This window comes from Kushneria sinocarnis (genome assembly GCF_003633775.1).
In the GTDB taxonomy this organism is placed as follows: domain Bacteria; phylum Pseudomonadota; class Gammaproteobacteria; order Pseudomonadales; family Halomonadaceae; genus Kushneria; species Kushneria sinocarnis.
Map to the genome: position 1 here is coordinate 448507 of NZ_RBIN01000001.1, position 22078 is coordinate 470584.

At 66.9% G+C, this 22078-nt stretch carries 20 protein-coding genes; 12 read left to right on the forward strand and 8 right to left on the reverse strand.

What is annotated here, in order from left to right; genetic code table 11:
- Positions 1-29 precede the first annotated feature (29 nt).
- Entirely contained in the window at positions 30-803 is a 774-nt protein-coding gene (gene rutB, locus C7446_RS02040; protein WP_121170775.1) for a pyrimidine utilization protein B, read from the reverse strand.
- Positions 800-1888, reverse strand: a complete 1089-nt coding sequence (gene rutA / locus C7446_RS02045; RefSeq protein WP_121170777.1) for a pyrimidine utilization protein A — start codon at positions 1886-1888, stop codon at positions 800-802. The genes rutB and rutA overlap by 4 nt, the downstream gene beginning before the upstream one ends.
- Before the next feature lie 338 nt (positions 1889-2226).
- Here rutA and rutR point away from each other — a divergent pair, with 338 nt between their 5' ends.
- The 4 genes from rutR (at position 2227) to C7446_RS02065 (ending at position 5132) form a co-directional block, all read left to right on the forward strand.
- A complete protein-coding gene (rutR, locus tag C7446_RS02050) occupies positions 2227-2868 on the forward strand; it encodes an HTH-type transcriptional regulator RutR (protein ID WP_245977604.1) in 642 nt (213 codons plus the stop codon).
- An 86-nt stretch (positions 2869-2954) separates the two neighbouring features.
- A complete protein-coding gene (locus C7446_RS02055) occupies positions 2955-3224 on the forward strand; it encodes a hypothetical protein (RefSeq protein WP_121170781.1) in 270 nt (89 codons plus the stop codon).
- Positions 3221-4681, forward strand: a complete 1461-nt coding sequence (locus C7446_RS02060; protein ID WP_121170783.1) for a sodium:solute symporter family protein — start codon at positions 3221-3223, stop codon at positions 4679-4681. Before C7446_RS02055 ends, C7446_RS02060 begins: the two co-directional genes overlap by 4 nt.
- Before the next feature lie 49 nt (positions 4682-4730).
- Positions 4731-5132 carry a DUF4186 domain-containing protein gene (locus C7446_RS02065; protein WP_121170785.1) on the forward strand — a complete coding sequence of 134 codons (402 nt, stop codon included), beginning with the start codon at positions 4731-4733 and terminating at the stop codon, positions 5130-5132.
- Between the two features lie 26 nt (positions 5133-5158).
- Here C7446_RS02065 and C7446_RS02070 read toward each other — a convergent pair whose 3' ends face one another.
- The 6 genes from C7446_RS02070 to C7446_RS02095 form a co-directional block, all read right to left on the reverse strand.
- Complete coding sequence (locus C7446_RS02070; protein WP_121170787.1) at positions 5159-6853, reverse strand: Na+/H+ antiporter; 1695 nt, start codon at positions 6851-6853, stop codon at positions 5159-5161.
- A 145-nt stretch (positions 6854-6998) separates the two neighbouring features.
- Complete coding sequence (locus C7446_RS02075) at positions 6999-8714, reverse strand: Na+/H+ antiporter (protein ID WP_121170790.1); 1716 nt, start codon at positions 8712-8714, stop codon at positions 6999-7001.
- 146 nt (positions 8715-8860) lie between these two features.
- A complete protein-coding gene (locus C7446_RS02080) occupies positions 8861-9421 on the reverse strand; it encodes a type 1 glutamine amidotransferase domain-containing protein (protein WP_121170791.1) in 561 nt (186 codons plus the stop codon).
- A gap of 91 nt (positions 9422-9512) precedes the next feature.
- A complete protein-coding gene (locus C7446_RS02085) occupies positions 9513-10076 on the reverse strand; it encodes a type 1 glutamine amidotransferase domain-containing protein (protein ID WP_121170793.1) in 564 nt (187 codons plus the stop codon).
- 510 nt (positions 10077-10586) lie between these two features.
- Positions 10587-11585, reverse strand: coding sequence for an aldo/keto reductase (locus C7446_RS02090; RefSeq protein WP_121170795.1), 999 nt, complete (start codon positions 11583-11585; stop codon positions 10587-10589).
- Positions 11586-11691: 106 nt separating this feature from the next.
- Complete coding sequence (locus tag C7446_RS02095; protein WP_121170797.1) at positions 11692-12477, reverse strand: FadR/GntR family transcriptional regulator; 786 nt, start codon at positions 12475-12477, stop codon at positions 11692-11694.
- A gap of 153 nt (positions 12478-12630) precedes the next feature.
- Here C7446_RS02095 and C7446_RS02100 point away from each other — a divergent pair, with 153 nt between their 5' ends.
- From C7446_RS02100 to C7446_RS02135, 8 genes are all read left to right on the forward strand, one after another.
- The gene (locus tag C7446_RS02100) at positions 12631-13386 is read left to right on the forward strand and encodes an SDR family oxidoreductase (protein WP_121170799.1); all 756 of its coding nucleotides are present in this window, start codon (positions 12631-12633) and stop codon (positions 13384-13386) included.
- Between the two features lie 77 nt (positions 13387-13463).
- Positions 13464-14306, forward strand: a complete 843-nt coding sequence (locus C7446_RS02105; protein ID WP_121170801.1) for a fumarylacetoacetate hydrolase family protein — start codon at positions 13464-13466, stop codon at positions 14304-14306.
- Positions 14307-14346: 40 nt separating this feature from the next.
- Positions 14347-15654: an L-fuconate dehydratase gene (locus tag C7446_RS02110; RefSeq protein ID WP_121170803.1), complete on the forward strand. Its 1308-nt coding sequence runs from the start codon at positions 14347-14349 to the stop codon at positions 15652-15654.
- A gap of 386 nt (positions 15655-16040) precedes the next feature.
- Positions 16041-17117 (forward strand): TRAP transporter substrate-binding protein, encoded by a 1077-nt coding sequence (locus C7446_RS02115; RefSeq protein ID WP_121170805.1) that lies wholly within the window; start codon positions 16041-16043, stop codon positions 17115-17117.
- Between the two features lie 202 nt (positions 17118-17319).
- Positions 17320-17772, forward strand: a complete 453-nt coding sequence (locus C7446_RS02120; protein ID WP_121171022.1) for a TRAP transporter small permease — start codon at positions 17320-17322, stop codon at positions 17770-17772.
- Between the two features lie 3 nt (positions 17773-17775).
- Entirely contained in the window at positions 17776-19032 is a 1257-nt protein-coding gene (locus C7446_RS02125) for a TRAP transporter large permease (RefSeq protein ID WP_121170807.1), read from the forward strand.
- 182 nt (positions 19033-19214) lie between these two features.
- On the forward strand, positions 19215-20267 hold the full coding sequence (locus tag C7446_RS02130) for a zinc-binding alcohol dehydrogenase family protein (protein ID WP_121170809.1): 1053 nt from the start codon (positions 19215-19217) through the stop codon (positions 20265-20267).
- Complete coding sequence (locus tag C7446_RS02135) at positions 20264-21907, forward strand: UxaA family hydrolase (RefSeq protein ID WP_121170811.1); 1644 nt, start codon at positions 20264-20266, stop codon at positions 21905-21907. Before C7446_RS02130 ends, C7446_RS02135 begins: the two co-directional genes overlap by 4 nt.
- Positions 21908-22078 lie beyond the last annotated feature (171 nt).

A 22078-nucleotide genomic window follows, 5' to 3' on the forward strand; every position in this document is an offset into this window, starting at 1 on the left:
CTGGGGTGTGAGGGTGAACGAAGGGGTGGTCAGGCCGGTTGCCGATCGGCACCGGCCCGCGCCGGAGGGCAGGCCGCCTCGACCGCCTGCTCGAAGGCCGTGGCGGTCGAGACCCAGCCGAAGAAGGTTTCGATGTTGTAGATCGCGGCCTCGTGCGCCGAGCGGGGTCCGGCCTGGTGGGTGGCGTCTTCCAGTACCACGCCGAAGTATTCGAGAAAGAAGCCGTCGCGCAGGGTGGACTCCACGCAGACATTGGTGGCGACCCCGGTGAAGACCAGGTTGCGGATGCCGCGGGCGCGCAGCACGCTGTCCAGCGGGGTGTTGAAGAAGCCGCTGTAGCGCGGCTTGGCCATCACCACATCGCCGGGCTGCGGAACAAGCTCGTCGACCAGCGCGTAATCCCAGCTGCCGCGGGTCAGCAGGCTGCCGGCGAGCTCCGGGCGCTCGCGCATGGTCCTGAGCGCATTGGACTTGTGCCAGTTGGGCGAACCCGGCCCGCCGGCCTCGACGTACTCCGGGTCCCAGCCGTTCTGGAAGAAGATGATCGTCATCCCCGCGCGCCGGGCGGCGCGCAGGGCACGCGCGGTGTGCTCGATCACCGGCCGGGTGCCGGAGACATCGAAGCCGGCCAGATCGAGATAGCCGCCCGGCGAGGCGTAGGCGTTCTGCATGTCGACCACGATCAGCGCGCTCTCGGCCGGCGCCATCGCCAGCGCCTCGGGGCGCCCCGGCAGCAGCAGGTCGCCGGCGCGGGCGGCGGTATCGCCGCAGCGCACCACCGGCGCATGATTCAGCCCGCTCATGACACCACCTCCTCGGCAGCGGTCGCGACGCGGGTCTTCATCAGCGGCTGCACGTGGCGGCCGAACTCTTCCAGACCGCGCACGAAGTCATCGAAGACCAGCATCGCGCCGGCGGCCCCGGGCACCGCGTCGATCTCGTCGAGCATGGCGGCGACGTGCTCGTACGAGCCCACCAGGGTGCCCATGTTGATGTTGACGGCGGAGGTGGGGTCGGCCATCTGGCGCACGTTGGTATCGCTGCCGGATTTCGTGTCCTTGCTGCCCTGGTCGGTCAGCCATGCCAGCGCCTGTTCGTCCGCGCCGGCCTTGTAGTGCTCCCAGCGCGCCTGGGCCTCTTCATCGGTGGCGGCCGCGATCACCATGAACAGCACCATCGATTCGATGCGGCGCCCGCCCTCGGCGGCGGCGTGGTTGATGCGCTCGACCGTGGGCGCGAAGGCGGTGGGCGTGTTGACGCCCTTGCCGAAGCAGAAGTTGTAGTCGGCGTGCTTCACCGAGAAGGCCATGCCCTTTTCCGACTGGCCGGCGCAGATCAGCCGGGTGGGCTGCTGCGGACGCGGGCTCAGCCGGCAGTCGTCCATGGTGAAGAACTCGCCCCTGAAGTCGCTCTGCCCGGTGTCGAGCAGTTCGCGCAGCACGGTGGTGTACTCGTCGAGGTAATCGTAGCGCCGGGCAAAGTACTCGTCCCCCGGCCACAGCCCCATCTGGCTGTACTCCGGTTTCTGCCAGCCGGTCACCAGGTTGATGCCGAAGCGGCCCGGCGCGATGGAGTCGATGGTCGCGGCCATGCGGGCCACGATCGCCGGCGGCATGACCAGGGTGGCGGCGGTGGCGTAGAGGTCGATCTTCGAGGTGACCGCGGCGAGCCCGGCCATCAGCGTGAAGGACTCGAGATTGTGATCCCAGAACTCGGTCTCGCCGCCGAAGCCTCGCAGCTTGATCATCGACAGTGCGAAGTCGAAATTGTACTGCTCGGCCTTCTGCACCACCTCCCGGTTGAGATCGAAGGAGGGCATGTACTGGGGCGCATTGCGCGAGATCAGCCAGCCGTTGTTACCGATGGGAATGAAAACGCCGAGTTTCATCAGAACCTCCTGGCGGTCAGCCGCGAAGACGACCGCAAGCGGATGCATGGGTGTCGGACAAGCTCCCCCTTTGCCTAACAAGTCATGTGCCAGGTGGGGATTTGTGCCGGTGAATCAGCCGCTTGTCGGTGGTTCTCGGCAGACTTGTGGACCATACGGTCCAGTTTTCGCGGCCGTTGGCATCACGATGGGGAAATGTCGCGTCCGGTTGCATGCTTTTTGTGCATGACGGTCGGTTGAGCGGTGTCATGAGGTGGCGGGGCGGGAGTGGTAGGATGCCTGCACGCTGCGCTCATGAGAGGGCAGCAGCCTGCGATGACTGTCGAACCGGAGCTGCCATGACCACTCCCACCACCCGCGCGGCGGCCAGCGAAGCCCGCCGGGAGCGTATCCTCGAGGCGGCGCTGTCGCTGTTTTCCCGCTTCGGGCTGCGCGGGGCCCGCCTCGACCGCATCGCCGAGACGGCCGGCGTTTCCAAGTCCAACCTGCTCTATCACTTCGCCAGCAAGCAGGCGCTCTACATTGCCGTGCTGCAGGCACTGCTGGAGAGTTGGCTGGAGCCGATGCGCGCCTTTCGCGAGGATCAGGATCCGGCCGAGGCGATCTCCGGCTATATCCGCACCAAGCTCGAACTCTCCCGCGACTGTGCCGAGGCCTCGCGGCTGTTCTGTCTGGAAATGGTGCAGGGCGCGCCGCTGCTGAAGCAGACGCTGGATCGCGAGCTGCGCGCGCTGGTGGAGGAGAAGACCGAAGTGATCCGCAGCTGGGTGGCCCGCGGGGCGCTGATCGAGGTCGATCCGCATCACCTGATCTATCTGCTCTGGGGGGCCACCCAGCACTACGCCGATTTCGCCGTGCAGGTGGAGGCCCTCTCCGGGCGCACGCTGGCCGATCCGGCGTTTCTGGAGGAGACCGCCGCCAGCATCGAGCACATCGTGCTGCGCGGGGTGCTGCCCGGGGGCGCGGGCGAGCGGGGCTGAGCCCTTGCAGCAGGTATGGCCACGACACAGGCCATGCCCGTGGCCTGCTATCATGCGCCATCGCCTGATTGCCAACGGGAGGGCGCATGCCACCGAGATTCGTGAGGCCGACAAGCCGCCGCGGCTGGCTGCTGCTGGCCGCCTTCATTCTGATCATTGCCGCGGGCTGCTGGCCGGTGATCGCGCTGGTCAATCAGCCCGTGCGCGTGCTGGGGCTGCCGCTGATCGCGCTGTGGGCCTATGGCATCGTGCTGGCCAGCGTGGCGGTAATGGCGCTCGGCAACCGCTGGCTGGCCCGCTCCGACCCGCCTGCTGCGGAACCCGAAGAGCGCGTGCAACGGGAGCGGTCGTCATGAATGTCCCGGTCGCCCTGTCGATCACCCTGACCTATCTGCTGGTGGCGCTGTGCATTGGCGTGCGCGCCCGCGGCGGCCGTTCGATGGCGCGGCTGGAGGAGTGGGGCGTGGCCGGACGCAGCATGAACGGCGTGGTGCTCTATCTGCTGATCGGTGCCGGCAGCATCAGCGCCTACACCTTCATGGGGGCGCCCGGCTGGGCATACTCGAAGGGGGTGCCGGTCTTCTATGTGGTGATCTATTTAAGCTATCTGGCGATGGTGGCGTGGTACTTCGGCCCGAAGGTGTGGGCGCTGGGCGAGCGCTTCGGCCATGTCACCCAGGCGGACGCCATCCGCGATCGCTACCAGAGCCCGAAGCTGGGCGCACTGGCCGCACTGGTGATGTCGATCGGCACGCTCGCCTACGCCGTGCTGCAGACCATCGGCGCGGCCTACATCCTCGACGTGATGAGCGGCGGCGCCATTCCGCGCTGGGCCGGCGTGAGCGTGGTACTGGGCATCATGGCGATCTACCTGTGGCTCAGCGGCCAGCGGGCGATCGGCATGACCAACGCCTTTCAGGGCGCACTGATGCTGGTGATCGCCTGGCTGATCGGGCTCTGGGCGACCCATCAGGCCAGCGGTGACTGGTGGTTCGGCGCGGTGTTCGACCGGCTGGCCGACCAGCGCCCCGGGTTTCTCACCCTGCCCGGTGCCGATGGCAGCATGAGCTTCGCCTTCTGGACCACCTCGATCCTGGTGTCGATGGTGTCGTTCATGCCGCCGGTGTGGATGCAGTGGATGAGTGCGCGGTCACCGACCACGCTGCGGCGCAGCGCGACCTGGCTGCCGACCTACTATGTGGTGATCCTGCCGATGGTGGTGGTCGGCTTCATCGGTATCTTCGCCCTGCCGCAACTCGAGCGTGCCGATACCGTGGCGCTGACCATGGCGATGCAGTCGATGCCGGCGGCGCTGGCAGGCCTGCTGGGCGCCGGCACGCTGGCGGCAGCGATGTCCTCCAGCGAGCCCTTCATTCATGCCACCGCCGTGACCTGGGCGCGGGATGTGCTGCGCCCGGCGCTGGGCCTGTCCGAGGCGGCGACCGCCCGGCTGGCGCGCTGGCTGCTGCTGGCGATCATGGCGCTGATCGTGGCCCCGCTGGCGATCACCTCGCCGGGCAACCTGGTGATGATCCTGCTGATCGGGCTGGGCTTTGCCGCCCAGGTGCTGCCGGCCTTCATCGGCATGTTCCTGTGGCCCCGTGCCACCCCGGCCGGGGTGACCGCGGGGATTCTGGCCGGCTTCGCGGTCACGCTGCTTGGCACCCTGGTGTGGCGCAATCCGCTGGGCGTGCACGCCGGCTTCTGGGGGCTGCTGCTCAACCTGCCGCTGTTCGTGGTGGTCTCGCTGAGCACCCGGCCGGTAGCCCGCGAGGTGACCGAACGCTTCTTTGCCATCATGGCGCGGCACTGAGGGCTCGCTGCGCTGGCCCGGTGGCGGACACGCGCGCCATACTGGAAGCATGGATGAGATCGATACCCTGCTCGAGCGCCTGCGCGGCTCGTCGTTTCGCCGGCGCTTTCACCTGCAACCGGCTGAGCGCGACTATCTCGAGGACCGCGGGCGCGCCACCGTGAGCCGCCATGCCCGGGAGTTCATCGCCCACCGTCTCGCCCCTGCCGAGCCGCCCCATGAAGGTCGCCAGACCCCGTGGCGCGGCCATCCGGTGTTTGTCGCCCAGCATGCCACGGCGACCTGCTGTCGCAGCTGTCTGGCCCGCTGGCACGGCATCGAAGCGGATCGGGCGCTGAGCGAAGCCGAGCAGGCCCGGGTGACTGAAGTGATCATGGCCTGGCTTGCCCGCGAGGCCCCCGGGGCGGGCGAGCAGGGCAGCGCCCCGCAGCAGGGCACGCTGCCGCTCTGAATCGCTGTTGCCTACCCCTTTTCGGCTCAGTGTCTGGCCTGAGACCCGCCGGCCCCGGTCAGCGCGGCCTCGGCCAGATCCACCTCGCGCACCAGGCGTCTGAGCACATCATCGTTGATGCGGTGGCGGCCGCGCAGCTTGTAGTACTCGCGCCGCTCGGCGCGCAGCGCTTCCAGCCGGGTCTCGCGTTCGAGCTGGCGGGTGGCCTCGAGCAGCGGCGTGGGCGTGTCGTGATCACCGAGCTGCAGGCGCTGGCGGTAGTAGGTCATCAGCCGGGCGCTGATCTCGTTGAAGGCCACCAGCAGCTCCTCGTTGTGCTGCTCGCGGGCGAAATCGAGATTGCGATCATGGTGATAGCGTTCGATGCGATGGATCGCGGCCTCGGCGCCGGCGATGCGGGCGCGGCGCTCCTCCTCGAACTCGTGGGTATCGCGGGGCAGATCGAGATTCTTCAGCAGCAGCGGCAGTCCGATGCTGCCGGTCAGCAGGGTGAACAGGATCACCCCGGTAGCGAGGAAGATCAGCAGCTCCCGGGCCGGGAAGGGCGTGCCATCGTTCATCAGCTGGGGCAGTGACAGCGCCGCGGCCAGGGTGATGGTGCCGCGAATGCCGGCCAGGGTGGCCGCCAGGATCACCCGCATCGAGGCGAAGCGATCATGGCGCTCGGGGTGGCGCAGCCGCGAGAGCTGATGCGAGACGGCGGTGGCGCCGAGAATCCAGACGAAACGCGACACCAGCAGTGCCACCGAGATCACCACCACATAGCCCAGCAGGCGCAGGAACTCGTGATCGCCGACGTCGTGCAGCGAGTGGCTCAGCGCGCCGCCGATGATCTCCGGCAGCTGGAAGCCGAGCAGCAGGAAGACCAGCGCATTGAGCACGAACTCCACCATCTCCCAGACGCTCTGGGCCTGCATGCGGGTGTTGAGCTGGCTTTCGCGCTTGAGGTCGGCGCGATTGATCACCATGCCCGCGGCGACCGCGGCCAGAATCCCCGAGCAGCCCAGGTGCTCGGCAATCAGAAAGGCGGCGAAGGGCAGCAGCAGCAGCAGCAGGATGATCTGGATGGTGGTGGCTTCACCCAGATGGTGCTCGATCAGACGGGTGCGGACCAGATTGAACAGCCAGGCCACGGCGGCACCGATGAGCAGCCCGCCGAGCGAGATGATGAAAAAGCTCAGGGTGGCGCCCGCCAGCGAGAAGGTGCCGGTCAGCGCTGCGGCGACGGCGAACTTGAAGGCGACCAGCCCGGAGGCGTCGTTCATCAGCGATTCGCCTTCCAGGATGTGCATCAGCCGCGGCGGCACCGGCAGCCGGCCGGAAATCGCCGACACCGCCACGGCATCGGTGGGCGAGAGGATTGCCGCCAGCGCAAAACAGATCGGCAGTGCCAGCCCCGGCAGCAGCCAGTGGATGAAATAGCCCACCCCGAGCACCGTGAACAGCACCAGTCCCAGCGCCAGCGCCAGGATGGGACCGCGCAGCACCATGAACTCGCGCTGGGGGAAGCGCCGGGCATCGGAGAACAGCAGCGGCGCGATGAACAGCAGCAAAAAGATCTCCGGTTCGAGCTCGACGTGCAGGCCGATGGCCGGCCAGGCGAGCAGGGCACCGAAGGCGATCTGCACCAGCGGTATGGGCAGCGCAGGCAGAAAGCGTGCCGCCACCCCGGTGGCTGAGGCGATGAGCAGCAGGATCAGAACGAGCAGCAGGGTGTCCATGAAACTCCGCAGTGGGTCGTGACACAACACAGGTGCCGAGCATACGTCAGATTCGCCCGGCCGTGGACCGGCATGTCAGCGCGCCATGCCGGGTGGCCGGAGCGGCCGGGCAGCCCCGGCGCTGCCGGCTCATGACGGGCCGGACTCACGGATGAGGCGGTTCATCATCCTCCGGGGTTTCCGGGGGCAGCTGGCGTCGGCGTGCGCCGTGCCTGCCGACATGCAGCGCCATTTCGGCCAGATCGAGCTCGTGGACCAGCCGCCGCAGGGTGTGATCGTCGATGTGGTCCCGCCGGCGCAGGCGGTAGTACTCCTGGCGCTCGGCGCGCAGTGCTGCCAGCCGGGCCTGACGGTGCAGGCCGCGGTCGTGTTCGAAGCGCCGCGAGCGGGCATGGCGGTCATCAATGGTCAGGCGGCGGCGGTAGCCGTCGATCAGCCGGCTGGAGACCGCCTCCAGTGCGGCCCGCCGGTCCTGATCCTCATCCTCGTCGTCCTGCTGCTGCCAGTGCTGCTCCAGTGCCCGGATGGCAGCCCGGGCGGCCGCCTGACGGGCGCGGCGCTCCTCCTCGAAGTGCCGGTGATCAGGCGTCGAGGCCAGCCCGCGCAGCAGCAGCGGCAGACCGACACTGCCCAGCACCAGGGTCACCAGGATGACCCCGGCGGCGATGAACACCACCAGCTCGCGTCCCGGCAGCGGGCCGCCATCGGGCAGCTGCGCCGGCAGCGAGAGCGCAGCGGCCAGCGTGATGGTGCCGCGGATGCCGGCCAGGGTGCCGACCGCCACCACGCGTGGCGAGGCCGGCACCCGGGCGTCGCCGTGGTGATGCGATGAGAGGTTTGACAGCTGAATGGCCCCGATCACCCAGAGCAGCCGCAGCCCCAGCAGCACCACGGTGGTGCCCAGCACGTAGAGCGACAGGGTGCCCAGCCCGAAGTTGCGGCCATCGAGCACCGAGGTGGTCAGGGCATCGCCGATGATGTGCGGCAGCTGCAACCCCAGCAGCAGGAAGACCACGGCATTGAAGACAAAGGCGAGCATCTCCCAGAGGTTGTCGAGCTGCATGCGGGTGCGGGTCTGGTCATGGTGGCGCAGCTCGGTGCGGTTGAGCGTGATGCCGGCGGTGACCGCGGCCAGAATGCCGGAAACCGCGAAGTGCTCGGCCAGCAGGTAGGCGGCAAACGGCATCACCAGCATCAGCAGCACGATCTCGGTGGAAGCCTCCGTGCCGCGCAGCGCCAGCAGCTGACGGCGGACCAGGCTGAAGGCCACGGCCAGCAGGGCGCCGATGATGCCGCCGCCCAGCGCGATGCCGAGAAACGACAGGGTCGCCTCCCCCAGCGAGAAGGTGCCGGTCAGGGCCGCGGCCACGGCGAAGCGGAAGGCCACCAGCCCCGAGGCATCGTTCATCAGCGACTCGCCCTCGAGCATGTGCATCAGCCGGGACGGGATCGGCAGGCGCCCGGAGATGGCGGAGACCGCCACGGCATCGGTGGGCGAGAGGATCGCGCCCAGTGCGAAGGCGATCGGCAGCGGCAGGTTCAGCAGGGTATGCCCCAGCCAGCCGATGCCGGCCACGGTGAACAGCACCAGCCCCAGCGCCAGCGCAATGATCGGGCGGCGCAGCGACAGCAGTTCGCGCTGGGGAAAGCGCCAGGCATCGGCGAACAGCAGCGGCGGGACGAACAGCAGCATGAAGATGTCGGGCTTCAGCGCGACATCGAAGCCGGTACCCGGCATGGCCAGTGCCGCCCCCATGGCGATCTGCAACAGCGGCAGCGGCAGCCACGGCAGGAAGCGGGCAGCGAGCCCGGTCCCGGCGGCCACCAGCAGCAGCAGCAGGACGAGCAGAATGATCGACATGCAGGTCTCGCTCCGTTGGCAAGGTATCCATGACGCCCGGGGCGTCGTTGTTCACTCCTGTGACCGTAACGGCGCGCGGGCGTGCCATGCATGCAAAACGGGCGCTCGAATGAGCGCCCGTGGAAAGCTGCCGCTGCGGTCGGAAGTCAGGCGTGCTGACCGCGGTGACGGCCTTCCTTGATCTCTTCGATCAGCTTGTTGTTGAAGGCGTGCAGGTCGGCCGGGGTCCGGCTGGTGACCAGCGCACTGTCGCAGACCACTTCGCTGTCTTCCCACTTCGCGCCGGCATTCTTCAGATCATCGGCGATCGAATGCACGGAGGTCAGGCGACGGCCTTCCACCACTTCGGCGTTGATCAGGATCCACGGTGCATGGCAGATCGCCCCGACCGGCTTGCCGGCCTCGAAGAAGGCACGCACGAAGTTCAGCGCCTTCTCGTCGGTGCGCAGTGCATCGGGGTTGAACAGGCCACCCGGCAGCACCAGGGCGTGATAGTCCTCGGCACTGACCTCGTCGATCACCTTGTCGACGGGGTAGTCATCGCCCCAGTCGGTCTTCGCCCAGGCGCGGATGCCGTGCTTCTTCGGCGCCACGACATGAACTTCCATGCTCTGCGCTTCCAGCGCCTTCTTCGGTTCGCTGAGTTCCAGTTCCTCGAAACCGTCGGTCGCCAGGATGGCGACCCTGGTGCCTTTCAGTTCGGTCATGTCGACGTTCTCCCTGTCTGAATTCCTGCGGCGTTCGTGCTATCCGGCAGAGCCGCACGAACGCTACGAATGAGCCCCTTTAAAGGGTGCCTCAGGCGTGCTGCTTGCGGTGGCGGCCTTCCTTGATCTCTTCGATCAGCTTGCCGCAGAAGGCATCCAGATCGCCGGGGCGGCGACTGGTGACCAGTGCGCTGTCGCAGACCACTTCGCTGTCTTCCCACTTCGCACCGGCGTTTTCCAGATCGCGCCGCACGGTGGGGTAGGAGGTCATGCGACGGCCCTCGACCACCTGGGCGCTGATCAGAATCCAGGGGGCGTGACAGATGGCGCCCACCGGCTTGCCTTCCTCGAAGAAACCGCGCACGAAACTCATCGCCTTCTCGTTGGTGCGCAGGGTATCGGGGTTGATCACGCCGCCCGGCAGCACCAGGGCGTGATAGTCGTGGGAGCTGACTTCATCGAGGGACTTGTCGACGGTGTACTCGTCACCCCACTGCGTTTCCGCCCAGGCCCGGATGGTGCCGTGCTCGGGGGCCACGATGTGAACCTCAACGCCTTCCTGATCGAGCATGGTGCGCGGTACGGCCAGCTCGGATTCCTCGAATCCGTCGCTGGCCAGAATGGCAACGGGGATACCGGTAAGGCTCTGACTCATGATGACTGACTCCTTGTCGTCCGAATCGGTGACTTGCTTGTGCTGGCGCCCGCAGGCGCGGGTGTACCCAGTGTAGTCGGCGTGGCCGGCTTGTCAGTCGACCGCCGACCGGATCGCGGCTGAAGCCGCTCCTACAGGTGCCAAGGGGCATATGCTGCAGGGGCGGCTTGTGTGCGACTCGGCTGTTGGTTGCTCCATCGCGGCTGAAGCCGCTCCTACGGGGGGCTCAGGGCCTGTTTTGCAGGTGCGGCTTGTGTGCGACTCGGCTGTCGGTTGTTGCATCGCGGCTGAAGCCACTCCTACGGGTGCCCTGGGCCTGTTTTGCAGGGGCGGCTTGTGTGCGACTCGGCTGTTGGTTGTTGCATCGCTTCTGAATCCGCTCCGGCGGGTGCCCGGAACATGTGCTGCAGGTCTCCGGGACACAGGCCCGTAGGAGCGACTTCAGTCGCGATCATGACACCTCTGCTCTTGTCGGCGGTGCCATGCCCCCTGCAGGACCTGCATGGCACCTTATGCCGCTTCGTCCCGCGTCGGCGGCGCCATGAACTCCGGCCCCACCGGGTCGGTGATGCACTCGTCGAGAATGGCGTTGATGTCGCGCATCGCCTGATCGTTGAGCGACCAGCCCATCACCTCGTTGGCGGGGTCGAGCTGATCCGGCCGGCGCGCGCCCCACAGGGCCACCGAGACACCGGGCTGATCGAGCAGCCAGCGCAGCGCCAGATGCAGCACCCGCTTGCCGTAGTGCTCCTGTGCATAGGCGTCGAGCTTTTCGACGGCGCTGATGTACTGCTCGAAGCGCGGCTGCTGGAACTTGGGATCGTTGTTGCGCAGGTCGTCGCCCTCGAACGTCGTATCCCGCTTCATCTTGCCGGAGAGCAGTCCGCGGCAGAGCGCCCCGTAGGTCAGGGTGCCCACGTTGTCCTCGCGTACCGCCGGCAGGATGTCGCGTTCGATCTCGCGCTCGAACAGGTTGTAGGGCGGCTGCAGGGTCGACAGCGGGCAGATCTTCTCGAACTCGCGCATCTGTTCGACCGAGAAGTTGGAGATGCCCACGGCGCGGATCCTGCCGGCTTCGCGCAGTTCGCGCAGGGTCTCGGCGGCTTCGCTGACCTCGCGGGTCGGGTCGGGCCAGTGCAGCTGGTAGAGATCGATCCGGTCGGTCTGCAGCCGGCGCAGGCTGTCCTCGACCTCCTTCTGGATGCGCGCGCGGCTGGCGTCGCGATAGGGGCCGTTGTCATTCCAGTTCAGCCCGCACTTGGTGGCCAGCACCACCTGATCGCGGATGCCGCCTTCCTTCAGCGCCCGCCCCACGATTTCCTCGGAGCGGCCGAAGCCGTAGACCGCGGCGGTATCAATGCAGGTGATGCCGCGTTCCACGGCACTCTGGATGGTATCGATCGACTGTTTCTCGTCGGTACCGCCCCACATCCAGCCGCCGATGGCCCAGGTCCCGAGGGCAATGCGGCTGGGGGTCAGATCGCTGTTCGGCAGGGTAACCGTTTCCATGGTATCTCTCCTGATCGGATGAATCCCTGACTCTCCCTTCACAGGGTGGAGACAGCATGGCCAGTTTCAAGGGAGGGGCCGGTAACGCTGCGCAGCGCGGCCTGCTTCAGCTGTCGAAGAAGACCCGCATGACATAGTCGAGATGCGCGCGCATGGCCTGCCGGGCGCCTTCGCTGTCGCGGCGCTCCAGGGCCTCGAGGATCTCGCGGTGCTGGCGCTGCGAGCGCGTCTTCATGTCGGTGGTCAGATACAGGTCCTGCAGCCGGCGGAACATGATGCCGTACTGGTGACCGAGGATGTGGCGAATCAGCAGGGCGTAGGCAGGGTTGCCGCAGGCATCGGCGATGCGAATGTGAAACAGCCGGTCACCGGTATGGTTGGCGGCATAGGGCTGCCCCTGCTGACGCGCGTCGATCTCGCTGCTGTTATCGGCCACGTTGCGTTCAAAGGCCGCGCGGATGCCGGCCAGGGCCTCCTCCGACATCTGCCCGGCGGCCAGCGCCGCGGCTTCCGGCTCGACCAGCCGACGGGCCTCCAGTAGCGCATGAGGCGGAATTTCCGTCTCCGGGTCGAGGGTGAACGCCTCGATCAGCTCCGGATCGGGCTGCCAGGGGTGCTGCCGGGCAGCGGCGCCCAGTACCGGCTGTTCGCCCCGCGGTACCAGCGGCCCGACCAGCACCCCGTGACCGACCCGGACCTCGACCTGGCCGATGACCTCGAGCGCGATCAGCGCCTCGCGTACCGAGGCACGGCTGACGCCCAGGGTCTGGGCCAGCTCACGCTCGGGGGGCAGCAGGGTGCCGGGTGGAAACTCGCCGCGCTCGATGAGTTGATGAAGCTGATCGGCAATCTGGCGATAGAGCCGTTGCTGGCGGATGGCCTGAAGCGGCATGGCGCAGTCCTGTGATGATTGTTGAATCACAATATTCTGCGATATTAGCGGTCCTGTGTGGTTGCGACCAATGATTAAAGGTCAGGCCATTGGCCGTCTGATTAAATCGTTGACAGAGGACGGTCATCGGTCGAGTCGGGCGGGAGGAGTGATATGCAGCCACAGCAGGCGCGGCTGGCAGGCAGCACGGCGCTGATCACGGCAGCCGGCCAGGGCATCGGACGGGCAGCCGCCGAACGGCTGGCGGCCGAAGGCGCGCGGGTCATTGCCACCGATCGGGAGGCGGCTCGGCTGAGCGATCTCGCAGGCGTGGAAACGCGCGCGCTGGATGTGCTCGATGACGCCGCGGTACGCGCGCTGGCCGATGAGCTCGGCGGCGTGGATATCCTCTTCAACTGCGCCGGCTACGTTCATCACGGCACGATTCTCGAGTGCGACGAGCACGCGCTGGAGTTCTCCCTGAATCTCAACGTGCGCTCGATGTTCTATGTCATCCGGGCCTTTCTGCCGCTGATGCTCGAGCGCGGAGGCGGCAGCATCATCAACATGGCCTCGCTGGCCTCGAGCGTGAAGGGAGTGCCGGATCGCTTCGCCTACGGTACCAGCAAGGCCGCGGTGATCGGGCTGACCCGCTCGGTGGCCGCCGATTACATGACCTGCGGCATTCGCTGCAATGCCATCTGCCCCGGTACGGTCGACTCCCCGTCACTGCGCGAGCGGATTCGCGAGCGGGCCGCCGCTCAGGGGCGTGACGAGCAGGTGGTGCATGACGAATTCGTGGCGCGTCAGCCGATGGGCCGGCTGGGGCGGCCCGAGGAGGTGGCGGCACTGGTGGCCTGGCTTGCCAGCGACGAGGCGGCCTTCATTACCGGCACGACCCAGATGATCGACGGCGGCTGGTCGAACTAGGCGCTGGTGCACGGTGTCCGGACGGGCCACGCGGCCCCGCCGGCCATCCCCCGACAGGAACCAAGGAGACAAGTCCGATGAAACTGTTGCGCCATGGCTCGCGGGGCCACGAGAAGCCGGGCGTGCTCGCCGCCGACGGCAGCGTGCGCGATCTCTCCCGGCACGTGGGCGATATCGCCGGCGAGACCCTGCTGCCGGAACAGCTGGCCACGCTGGCAGCACTCGACCCCATGACGCTGCCGGTAGTCGATGAGGGCATGCGGCTGGGACCCTGCGTCGGCCGGGTCGGCAAGTTCATCTGCATCGGGCTGAACTACGCCGATCATGCCGCCGAAACCGGCGCCGAACTGCCCGCCGAGCCGGTGGTGTTCAACAAGTGGACCAGTGCCCTCTGCGGCCCCAACGACAACGTCGAGATTCCGCGCGATTCGACAAAGACCGACTGGGAGGTCGAGCTGGCGGTGGTGATCGGTCGACCCGGGCGCTACATCGACGAGCAGGAGGCGATGGCGCATGTGGCCGGCTACTGCATTGCCAACGACGTCTCCGAGCGGGAGTTCCAGCTCGAGCGCGGCGCCACCTGGGACAAGGGCAAGGGATGCGATACCTTCGGCCCGCTGGGGCCCTGGCTGGTCACGCCCGACGAGATCCACGATCCGCACCGGCTGGGGATGTGGCTGGAGGTCGACGGCCACCGCTACCAGGACGGCTCGACCGAGACCATGGTCTTCCAGGTGCCGCAGCTGATCGCCTATCTCAGCCGCTTCATGAGTCTGCAGTCCGGAGACGTGATTTCCACCGGCACGCCGCCGGGGGTGGGCATGGGGCAGAATCCGAAGGTCTTTCTGCAGGCCGGCCAGACCATGCGGCTCGGCATCGAGGGGCTGGGCGAACAGTGCCAGCGTACCGTACAGGCCTGAGTGCGCGAGTGAATGATGCCACCCGCAGCGGGAGATGAGCATGGCCAATCCCACGATCACCGGCTTTCGGGTCGAGGATATCCGCTTTCCCACCTCGGCCTCGCGGGATGGCTCGGATGCGATGAACGAGGCCCCCGACTACTCCGCCGCCTATGTGGTGCTCGAAACGAACGCCCGTGACGACGAGGGCCATCCGCTGGAAGGGCATGGCATGACCTTTACCTGCGGGCGCGGCAACGAGCTCTGCTGCGCCGCCATCGGGGCGCTGGCCCCGCGGGTGCAGGGCTGGACGCTGGATGACATCCGCGCCGACATGGCCGGCTTCTGGCGCCACGTGGTGGGCGACAGCCAGCTGCGCTGGACCGGGCCGGAGAAGGGCATCATCCACCTGGCCACCAGCGCGGTAATCAACGCCGTCTGGGATCTGTGGGCGAAGGCCGAGGGCAAGCCGCTGTGGCAGCTGATCGCCGACATGAGTCCGGAGGCGCTGGTGCGCTGTATCGACTTCCGCTTTCTGACCGACGTGATCACGCCGGAGGAGGCGCTTGAAATCCTCCGCCGCCAGCAGCCCGGCCGGGCCGAGCGGCTGGCGCGTCTCGAGGCGGAGGGCTTTCCCTGCTACACCACCTCCGCCGGCTGGCTCGGCTATGACGATGACAAGCTGCGCCGGCTCTGCCGGGAGGCGATCGAGGCGGGCTTCACCCACCTCAAGCTCAAGGTGGGCGGTCACCCCGGGGATGACATCCGCCGGCTCACCATCGCCCGCGAGGCGCTGGGCGAAGAGGGCGTGCTGATGATCGATGCCAACCAGGTCTGGGAGGTCGATCAGGCGATCGAGCGGGTGCAAGAGCTCGCCTTCGCCCGGCCGTGGTTCATCGAGGAACCGACCAGTCCCGATGACATCGCCGGCCACCGGAGGATTCGCGAGGCGGTGGCGCCGATCCGGGTGGCCACCGGCGAGATGTGTCAGAACGCGGTGATGTTCAAGCAGTTCATTGCCGGAGGGGCGCTCGATCTGGTGCAGCTCGATGCCGGTCGTCTCGGCGGTCTCAACGAGGCGCTGGCGGTGATGCTGATGGCGGCGAAGTACGAGCTGCCGGTCTGCCCGCATGCCGGCGGGGTGGGGCTGAGCGAGTATGTCCAGCACTTCTCGATGATCGATTACCTCTGCATCTCCGGTACGAAGGAGGGGCGCATCCTCGAGTATGTCGATCACCTCCACGAGCACTTTCTCGACCCGTGCAACGTGCACGATGCGGCCTACTGGCCCCCGCGCCGGGCGGGCTTCTCGATCGAGATGCATCCGCACTCCCGCGAACGCTATCGCCATCGTGAAACGACCGGCTGACGGCCGGCGGCGTCGATCCTGCATGAGTGCCCCATCCGCCCGGCGGGTGGGGCACTGTCATGAGCGGTCATGGCCGCTCGGCCCGGCTGCCACCTTGGTCTCATAGCCGATTGATCAATTGAGCGGCCCCCGGGAGTCGACCATTGTGAGCCCAGTGGTCAGGCCATTGATCGAAGCGCGCAGGGGGCGATCAGGCTGACGACTCCGGTGGCCGGGTGCTTCACCGGTACAGGCACTGCACTGCGGGAAATGGCATGCCGGGGCCGCCGTCCGATCCGTTGCCAGGCGTGCCACGGCCGGCGGGTGACCGGCCGGGACATGGCGTCTGCCGGATCATGCTGGCGGCCCGTTTTCGACTGCCTTTATTTGCTTCACGGAGACAGAACATGACAATCAGAGCCATTCTCAAGCCGCTCGCCCTGAGCTGTGCGCTGGGCGCCGGCGCCATGGCGACCGCCGCTCAGGCGCTCGAGTTTCCGCCGCTGCCGGAGGTGACCGGTGACAAGGTGACCACCGATGACGACAAGACCTATACCATCAAGTTCGGTATCGGGCTGACCGAGGAGAGTGGCCAGTATCGTGGGGTGCAGTACTTCAAGAAGTATGTCGAGGAGCGCAGTGACGGCAAGGTCAAGGTCAACATCTTCCCCAATGCCCAGCTGGGCGGTGACCTGAAGATGGTCAGTGCGCTGCAGTCCGGCACGCTGGAGATGACCTCGCCGTCGACCTCGCCGCTGGTCAACATGGAACCGAAGCTGGCGGTGTTCGATCTGCCCTTCCTGTTCGACGACTATGACCAGGCCGACAAGGTCCTCGATGGTGATATCGGCCAGGGCCTGCTGAAGAAGATCAGCGATGACAACAACGGTCTGGTCGCACTGGGCTGGTCGGAGAATGGCTACCGCGAGCTGACCGACAGCACCGGGGTGGTCGATTCGCCCGACGACCTCAGCGGGATGAAGATCCGCACCATGCAGAACCCCATTCACCTGGACATCTGGCGCACCCTCGGCGCCAACCCGACCCCGATGTCGTTCGCCGAACTCTTCACCGCGCTGGATCAGGGCACGGTCGACGGCCAGGAGAACCCCTGGATCACCATCCTGTCGTCGCGGTTCTATGAAGTGCAGTCGCACGCCACGGCCACCGATCACGTCTATACGCCCTTCATCACGCTGATGTCGTCGCGCTACTGGGAGCGCCTGCCGCAGCCCTACCAGCAGCTGATCCGGGATGCCAGCGAGGAGATGAAGACCTATCAGCGCAAGGTCAACCGTCAGCTGAACCGGGAAGCCAAACAGCAGCTCAGCGAAGAGGGCATGGAGATCACCGAACTCTCCGACGAGCAGCGTGACGCCTTCCGCCAGAAGGTGCTGCCCGTCTACGAGGAGTATCGCGACCAGATCGGCCAGCCGCTGTTCGACAATGTCATGAAGGCCACCGGTCACCAGATGACGCAGTAGGCCACGGGAGGGATCCGGTCATCCGTCCGGCTTCCGGACGGGTGGCCGCTGTCGGTACGGCAGATGTCAGCCCCGGGCTGGCGTCTGAACGGATACGGCCCGCCGGGCTTCATGAGCTATTCAACAGTGGCGATCTGCTATGAGTAACGGGCGATCCGACAAGCGGGGCTTCATCGGCGGGGTCGAAAGGGGCCTCGACTACATGCGCAAGTTTCTCCTCGTCATCGTGGGGCTTCTGACCATCGCCGTGTTCTTCTGTGTCTCGGCCAACGTGTTCGGGCGATTCGTGCTCAACAGCTCCTATCCCTGGGCCGAGGAGATGTCGCGTTTCTTCTTCATCTGGACGGTGCTGCTCGGGGCGGGCGTGGCCTGCCTGGGCAACGAGAACGTGACCCTGGAGTTCGTCCGCGAGCGGGTGCCGGCGGTGGTCGGCCGGCTCTTCGACCTGATCCGGATCCTGGTGATCTACGCCATCTGCATCGTGATCTTTCTGGCCTGGCAGGATGTGCTGGCCGGCTTTGTCAGTTTCACGCCGATTCTGGGCATTCCGCATACCTGGATGTTCGTGGCCATGCTGGTCTTCGCCGTGCTGATGTTCCTGGCCAATACCCTGGACCTGCTGCGGCTGGGCGCCGGGCTGAAGAAGGAGCACTGAAACATGTTCATGCTGAGCATCCTCATCGGCCTGCTGGCGCTGATCGCCATCGGCGTGCCGATCGCGATCGCGCTGGGGGCGATCAGCGTCTATCTGATCTGGCACTACGACTACGCGCTGTCGCCGATCATCCAGCAGGCCGTCAACGGGCTGGACTCCTTCCCGCTGCTGGCGATTCCGCTGTTCATCCTGGTGGGCGAGGTGATGAGCCACGGCGGCATCGCCTCCCGGCTGGTCCGGCTGGCCAGTGCGCTGGTCGGTTTCGTGGCCGGCGGGCTGGGGCAGATCGCGGTATTGACCTCGATGTTCTTCGGCGGCATCAGCGGCTCCGCGGTGGCCGATGCCTCGGCCATCGGCAGCATGCTGATCGATCCGATGAAGCGTCACAACTACTCCGCCGGCGCGGCCACGGCGATCATCGTGGCGGCCTCGGTGGTGGGCATCATCGTGCCGCCCTCGATCCCGATGATCCTGTTCGGCGTGGTGACGGGCACATCGATCTCCAGCCTGTTCCTGGCCGGCATCGTGCCGGGGATCATGATCACCATCGGGCTGATGCTGACCACCTGGCTGACCTCGCGCGCCAGCGGCAAGGCGCAGTCCTTCTCGCTCAGCGAGCTGTGGCACGCCTTCTATTCCGCCTTTCCGGCCCTGCTGCTGCCGATCATCATCGTCGGCGGCATCCTCAGCGGCGTCTTCACTCCCACCGAGAGCTCGGCGATTGCGCTGATCTACGCCGTGCTGGTGTCGGTCTTCCTCTATCGCAGCCTCACCGTGAAGAAGCTGTTCGAGCTGTGCATGAATACCGGCAAGCTGACCGGGCTGGTGCTGCTGCTGCTGGCGTTCGCCAACGTGCTGGCATGGCTTCTGACCGCCAACATGGTGCCGCAGCAGATCGTTGAGGTGCTGACCTCGCTGACCGAGAACCGGCTGGCGATGCTGGGCATCATCACGCTGTTCCTGCTGGTGGTCGGTTTCTTCATGGACCTGACCCCGGCCATGGTGATCCTGGCGCCGCTGATGACCCCGGTGGTGGTGAAGCTGGGCATCGACCCGGTCTACTTCGGGGTGCTGATGTCGTTCATCCTCGGGATCGGCCTGATCACGCCACCGGTGGGCACGGTGCTCTATGTCGGCTGCGGCGTGGGCAATGTCAGCATGGAGCGGCTCTCCCGTGCCCTGATTCCGTACTACCTCACGCTGCTGGCACTGCTGGCGCTGTTTGTCCTCTTCCCCGGCCTGATCCTCTGGCATCGCTGACCGGTCGGCGGCGGGCAGGCTTCGGCCTGCCTGCCGACCCTTCCCGTGTTGCCCGCCTGCAGGCATTGCCCCCTCCGGCCTTGGTCTTATAGCCGATCGGTTAATTGAGCTGCCGAGCACGGCGACGCACTATCGGTTTATTGGTCAGGCCATTGACGCGACGGTTTCAGCGGAGTGAGGCGATGCGTGTACTGGAGTGTATGGCCCCGGGGCACATGACCCTGGTCGAGCGGGAGTATCCCGAGTACGGGCCGGGGGAGGCGCTGCTGGAAATGCGCCGGATCGGGGTCTGTGGCACCGATATCCACGCCTTCGGCGGCAACCAGCCCTATTTCAGCTACCCCCGGGTGCTCGGTCACGAGCTGTCCGGATGCGTGACCGCCACCGGCGACGCGGCCGATCGCGGGCTGATCGGCCACCATGCCTGCGTGATTCCCTATCTGCACTGCGGCGAGTGCGCGGCCTGCCGGCGCGGGCGCACCAACTGCTGCCAGCGGCTCGAGGTGATCGGCGTGCATCGCGATGGCGGCATGGCGGAGGCACTGGTGGTACCAACGCGCCATCTGCTGACCTCGGAGATACTGAGCATCGACCAGCTGGCGCTGGTGGAGTGCCTGGCCATCGGTGCCCATGCGGTCAGGCGCAGCGCGCTGGCCGCCGACGAGCTGGCGGTGGTGGTCGGCGCCGGGCCGATCGGCATGGGGGTCATTCAGTTCGCCCGCAGCCGCGGCGCCCGGGTGATGGTGATCGACACCAATCGTGAGCGTCTTGCCTTCTGTACTGAAGAGCTGGGAGTCGAGGAGACCTGCCACGCCACCGAGGATGATGTCGTAGCTGCGCTGGAAGCACTCTCCGAGGGGGCGCTGGGTGACGTCGTGTTCGATGCCACCGGCAATCCGGCTGCCATGAACCGCGGTTTCGATTTTGCCGGGTATGGCGGCCGCTACGTGCTGGTCAGTGTGGTGCGGGCGGACATCACCTTCCATGATCCGGATTTCCATCGCCGGGAGCTAACCCTGCTGGGCAGCCGCAATGCCACCCGCGAGGACTTCTCGGCCGTCATGGCCGAGATGGAGGCCGGCCGGCTGCATGAGCAGGCGATGATTACCCACCGCTGCGCCCTGGATGACATGCCGGACTCCATGGCGCGCTGGTGCGAGCCGGCCCACGGCGTGATCAAGGGCATGGTCGAGATCGGCGAACAGTCACCTGCGAGCGCGGGAGCCACGTCATGAGCGACATGATAGCGACTCAGACACCGCGCAGAAGCCTGCGCATCCACCGTGACGACAACGTGTGCGTGGCGCTGGTCGATCTGGCGGCCGGCACCCGCATCGAGGAGGCGGGGCTCGACATCACCCTGGCCGAAGCGGTCGGGCGCAAGCACAAGTTCACTCTTGAGGCGCTCTCGCCCGGCGATACCGTGATCATGTATGGCGTGACCGTGGGACGCGCCACCCGGCCGATTCCGTCGGGCGGGGTGATCGCGACCGGCAATATCGAACACACCACCGACAGCGCGCGCGATGGGACGCGACGCCGCGATTGGCAGGCGCCCGATGTCAGCGCCTTTGCCGGGCGCACCTTCGAGGGCTATCACCGCGCGGATGGCAAGGTGGGCACCGCCAACTACTGGCTGGTGGTGCCGCTGGTGTTCTGCGAAAACCGCAACATCGAGGTACTGCGCGAGTGCGTGCGCGAGGCGCTGGGGGATGACCCGCACCGGCGCTACAAGCACATGGCGCGCTCGCTGCTGCATGGCGAGGCCATGCCTGAGGCGGCAGAGGAGGCACCGGCGCTCGAGCGGCCGTTTCCCAATGTCGACGGCGTGCGCTTTCTGACCCATTCGCTGGGCTGTGGCGGGACCCGCGAGGATGCCCGGGCGCTGTGTCAGCTGCTGGCCGGCTACATCTGCCATCCCAACGTAGCCGGGGCCACCGTGCTGAGTCTGGGGTGCCAGAACGCCCAGGCCGGTCTGCTGCAGGAAGCACTGGCCGAGCACGACCCCGAGGGCGTGCGCACGGTGGAGTTCTTCGAGCAGCAGGCGCTGGGCGATGAGGAAACCCTGCTGCGCGAGACGCTGACGGCGATCTTCGACGGCCTGCGCCGGGCCAACCGCAACGAGCGCCGGCCGGCGCCGCTGTCGAAGCTGGTGCTCGGCGTGGAGTGCGGCGGCTCGGATGGCTTCTCGGGCATTTCCGCCAACCCGCTGGTGGGGGCGGTGATGGACCGGCTGGTGGCGCTGGGGGGCTCGGGCCTGCTGAGCGAGTTTCCCGAGCTGTGCGGCGTCGAGCACGAACTCCGCAGCCGCTGTGTCAGCGATGAGACGGCCGAACGCTTTCGCGAGCTGATGGCGGCCTATCAGCGCCACGCCGGGGCGGTGGGCGCCGATTTCTCGATGAACCCTTCGCCCGGCAACATCCGCGACGGGCTGATCACCGATGCGATGAAATCGGCCGGCGCGGCCCGAAAGGGCGGCGACAGCCCGATCGTGGACGTGCTCGATTACACCGAGCCGGTCCGCCGGCCGGGCCTGAGCCTGCTCTGTACGCCGGGCAACGATGTCGAATCGACCACGGCCATGGCGGGCTCCGGCGCCAACCTGATGCTCTTTACCACCGGGCTGGGCACACCGACCGGCAACCCGGTGGCGCCGGTGCTCAAGATTGCCAGCAACAGCGAGCTGGCCACGCGCATGCACGATGCCATCGATTTCGACGCCGGGCCGATCGTCGAGGGGCGTGCCGGCATCGATGAGCTGGCCGACGAGCTGCTGACGCTGTGTCTCGACGCGGCCTCCGGACGCTATCGCAGCTGCGCGGTGCGGCTTGATCAGCAGGACTTCATTCCCTGGAAACGCGGCGTATCGCTTTGAACGGTGGGGCCCCCACGGCCGCGTGGCATGACGGGGCATCTCGGTGCCGGCGCGGGGTGTGGCCGGCAGCGAAGGCACGGCCGGGCCGTGTCACAGCCGGACCGGCCGGCCGAAAGCGGCCTCGTCCGAACAGCCGCCTGACGATGCGGCAACGTGAAAGCACGAAGCACC

Coding starts and splice junctions, on each gene's coding strand:
- C7446_RS02085 (WP_121170793.1), bottom strand. CDS start 10,076: ATGAGTCAGAGCCTTACCGGTATCCCCGTTGCCATTCTGGCCAGCGAC.
- C7446_RS02075 (WP_121170790.1), bottom strand. CDS start 8,714: ATGTCGATCATTCTGCTCGTCCTGCTGCTGCTGCTGGTGGCCGCCGGG.
- rutA (WP_121170777.1), bottom strand. CDS start 1,888: ATGAAACTCGGCGTTTTCATTCCCATCGGTAACAACGGCTGGCTGATC.
- C7446_RS02105 (WP_121170801.1), top strand. CDS start 13,464: ATGAAACTGTTGCGCCATGGCTCGCGGGGCCACGAGAAGCCGGGCGTG.
- C7446_RS02060 (WP_121170783.1), top strand. CDS start 3,221: ATGAATGTCCCGGTCGCCCTGTCGATCACCCTGACCTATCTGCTGGTG.
- C7446_RS02120 (WP_121171022.1), top strand. CDS start 17,320: ATGCGCAAGTTTCTCCTCGTCATCGTGGGGCTTCTGACCATCGCCGTG.
- C7446_RS02095 (WP_121170797.1), bottom strand. CDS start 12,477: ATGCCGCTTCAGGCCATCCGCCAGCAACGGCTCTATCGCCAGATTGCC.
- rutB (WP_121170775.1), bottom strand. CDS start 803: ATGAGCGGGCTGAATCATGCGCCGGTGGTGCGCTGCGGCGATACCGCC.
- C7446_RS02065 (WP_121170785.1), top strand. CDS start 4,731: ATGGATGAGATCGATACCCTGCTCGAGCGCCTGCGCGGCTCGTCGTTT.
- C7446_RS02090 (WP_121170795.1), bottom strand. CDS start 11,585: ATGGAAACGGTTACCCTGCCGAACAGCGATCTGACCCCCAGCCGCATT.
- C7446_RS02100 (WP_121170799.1), top strand. CDS start 12,631: ATGCAGCCACAGCAGGCGCGGCTGGCAGGCAGCACGGCGCTGATCACG.
- C7446_RS02110 (WP_121170803.1), top strand. CDS start 14,347: ATGGCCAATCCCACGATCACCGGCTTTCGGGTCGAGGATATCCGCTTT.
- C7446_RS02055 (WP_121170781.1), top strand. CDS start 2,955: ATGCCACCGAGATTCGTGAGGCCGACAAGCCGCCGCGGCTGGCTGCTG.
- C7446_RS02070 (WP_121170787.1), bottom strand. CDS start 6,853: ATGGACACCCTGCTGCTCGTTCTGATCCTGCTGCTCATCGCCTCAGCC.
- C7446_RS02130 (WP_121170809.1), top strand. CDS start 19,215: ATGCGTGTACTGGAGTGTATGGCCCCGGGGCACATGACCCTGGTCGAG.
- rutR (WP_245977604.1), top strand. CDS start 2,227: ATGACCACTCCCACCACCCGCGCGGCGGCCAGCGAAGCCCGCCGGGAG.
- C7446_RS02115 (WP_121170805.1), top strand. CDS start 16,041: ATGACAATCAGAGCCATTCTCAAGCCGCTCGCCCTGAGCTGTGCGCTG.
- C7446_RS02080 (WP_121170791.1), bottom strand. CDS start 9,421: ATGACCGAACTGAAAGGCACCAGGGTCGCCATCCTGGCGACCGACGGT.
- C7446_RS02125 (WP_121170807.1), top strand. CDS start 17,776: ATGTTCATGCTGAGCATCCTCATCGGCCTGCTGGCGCTGATCGCCATC.
- C7446_RS02135 (WP_121170811.1), top strand. CDS start 20,264: ATGAGCGACATGATAGCGACTCAGACACCGCGCAGAAGCCTGCGCATC.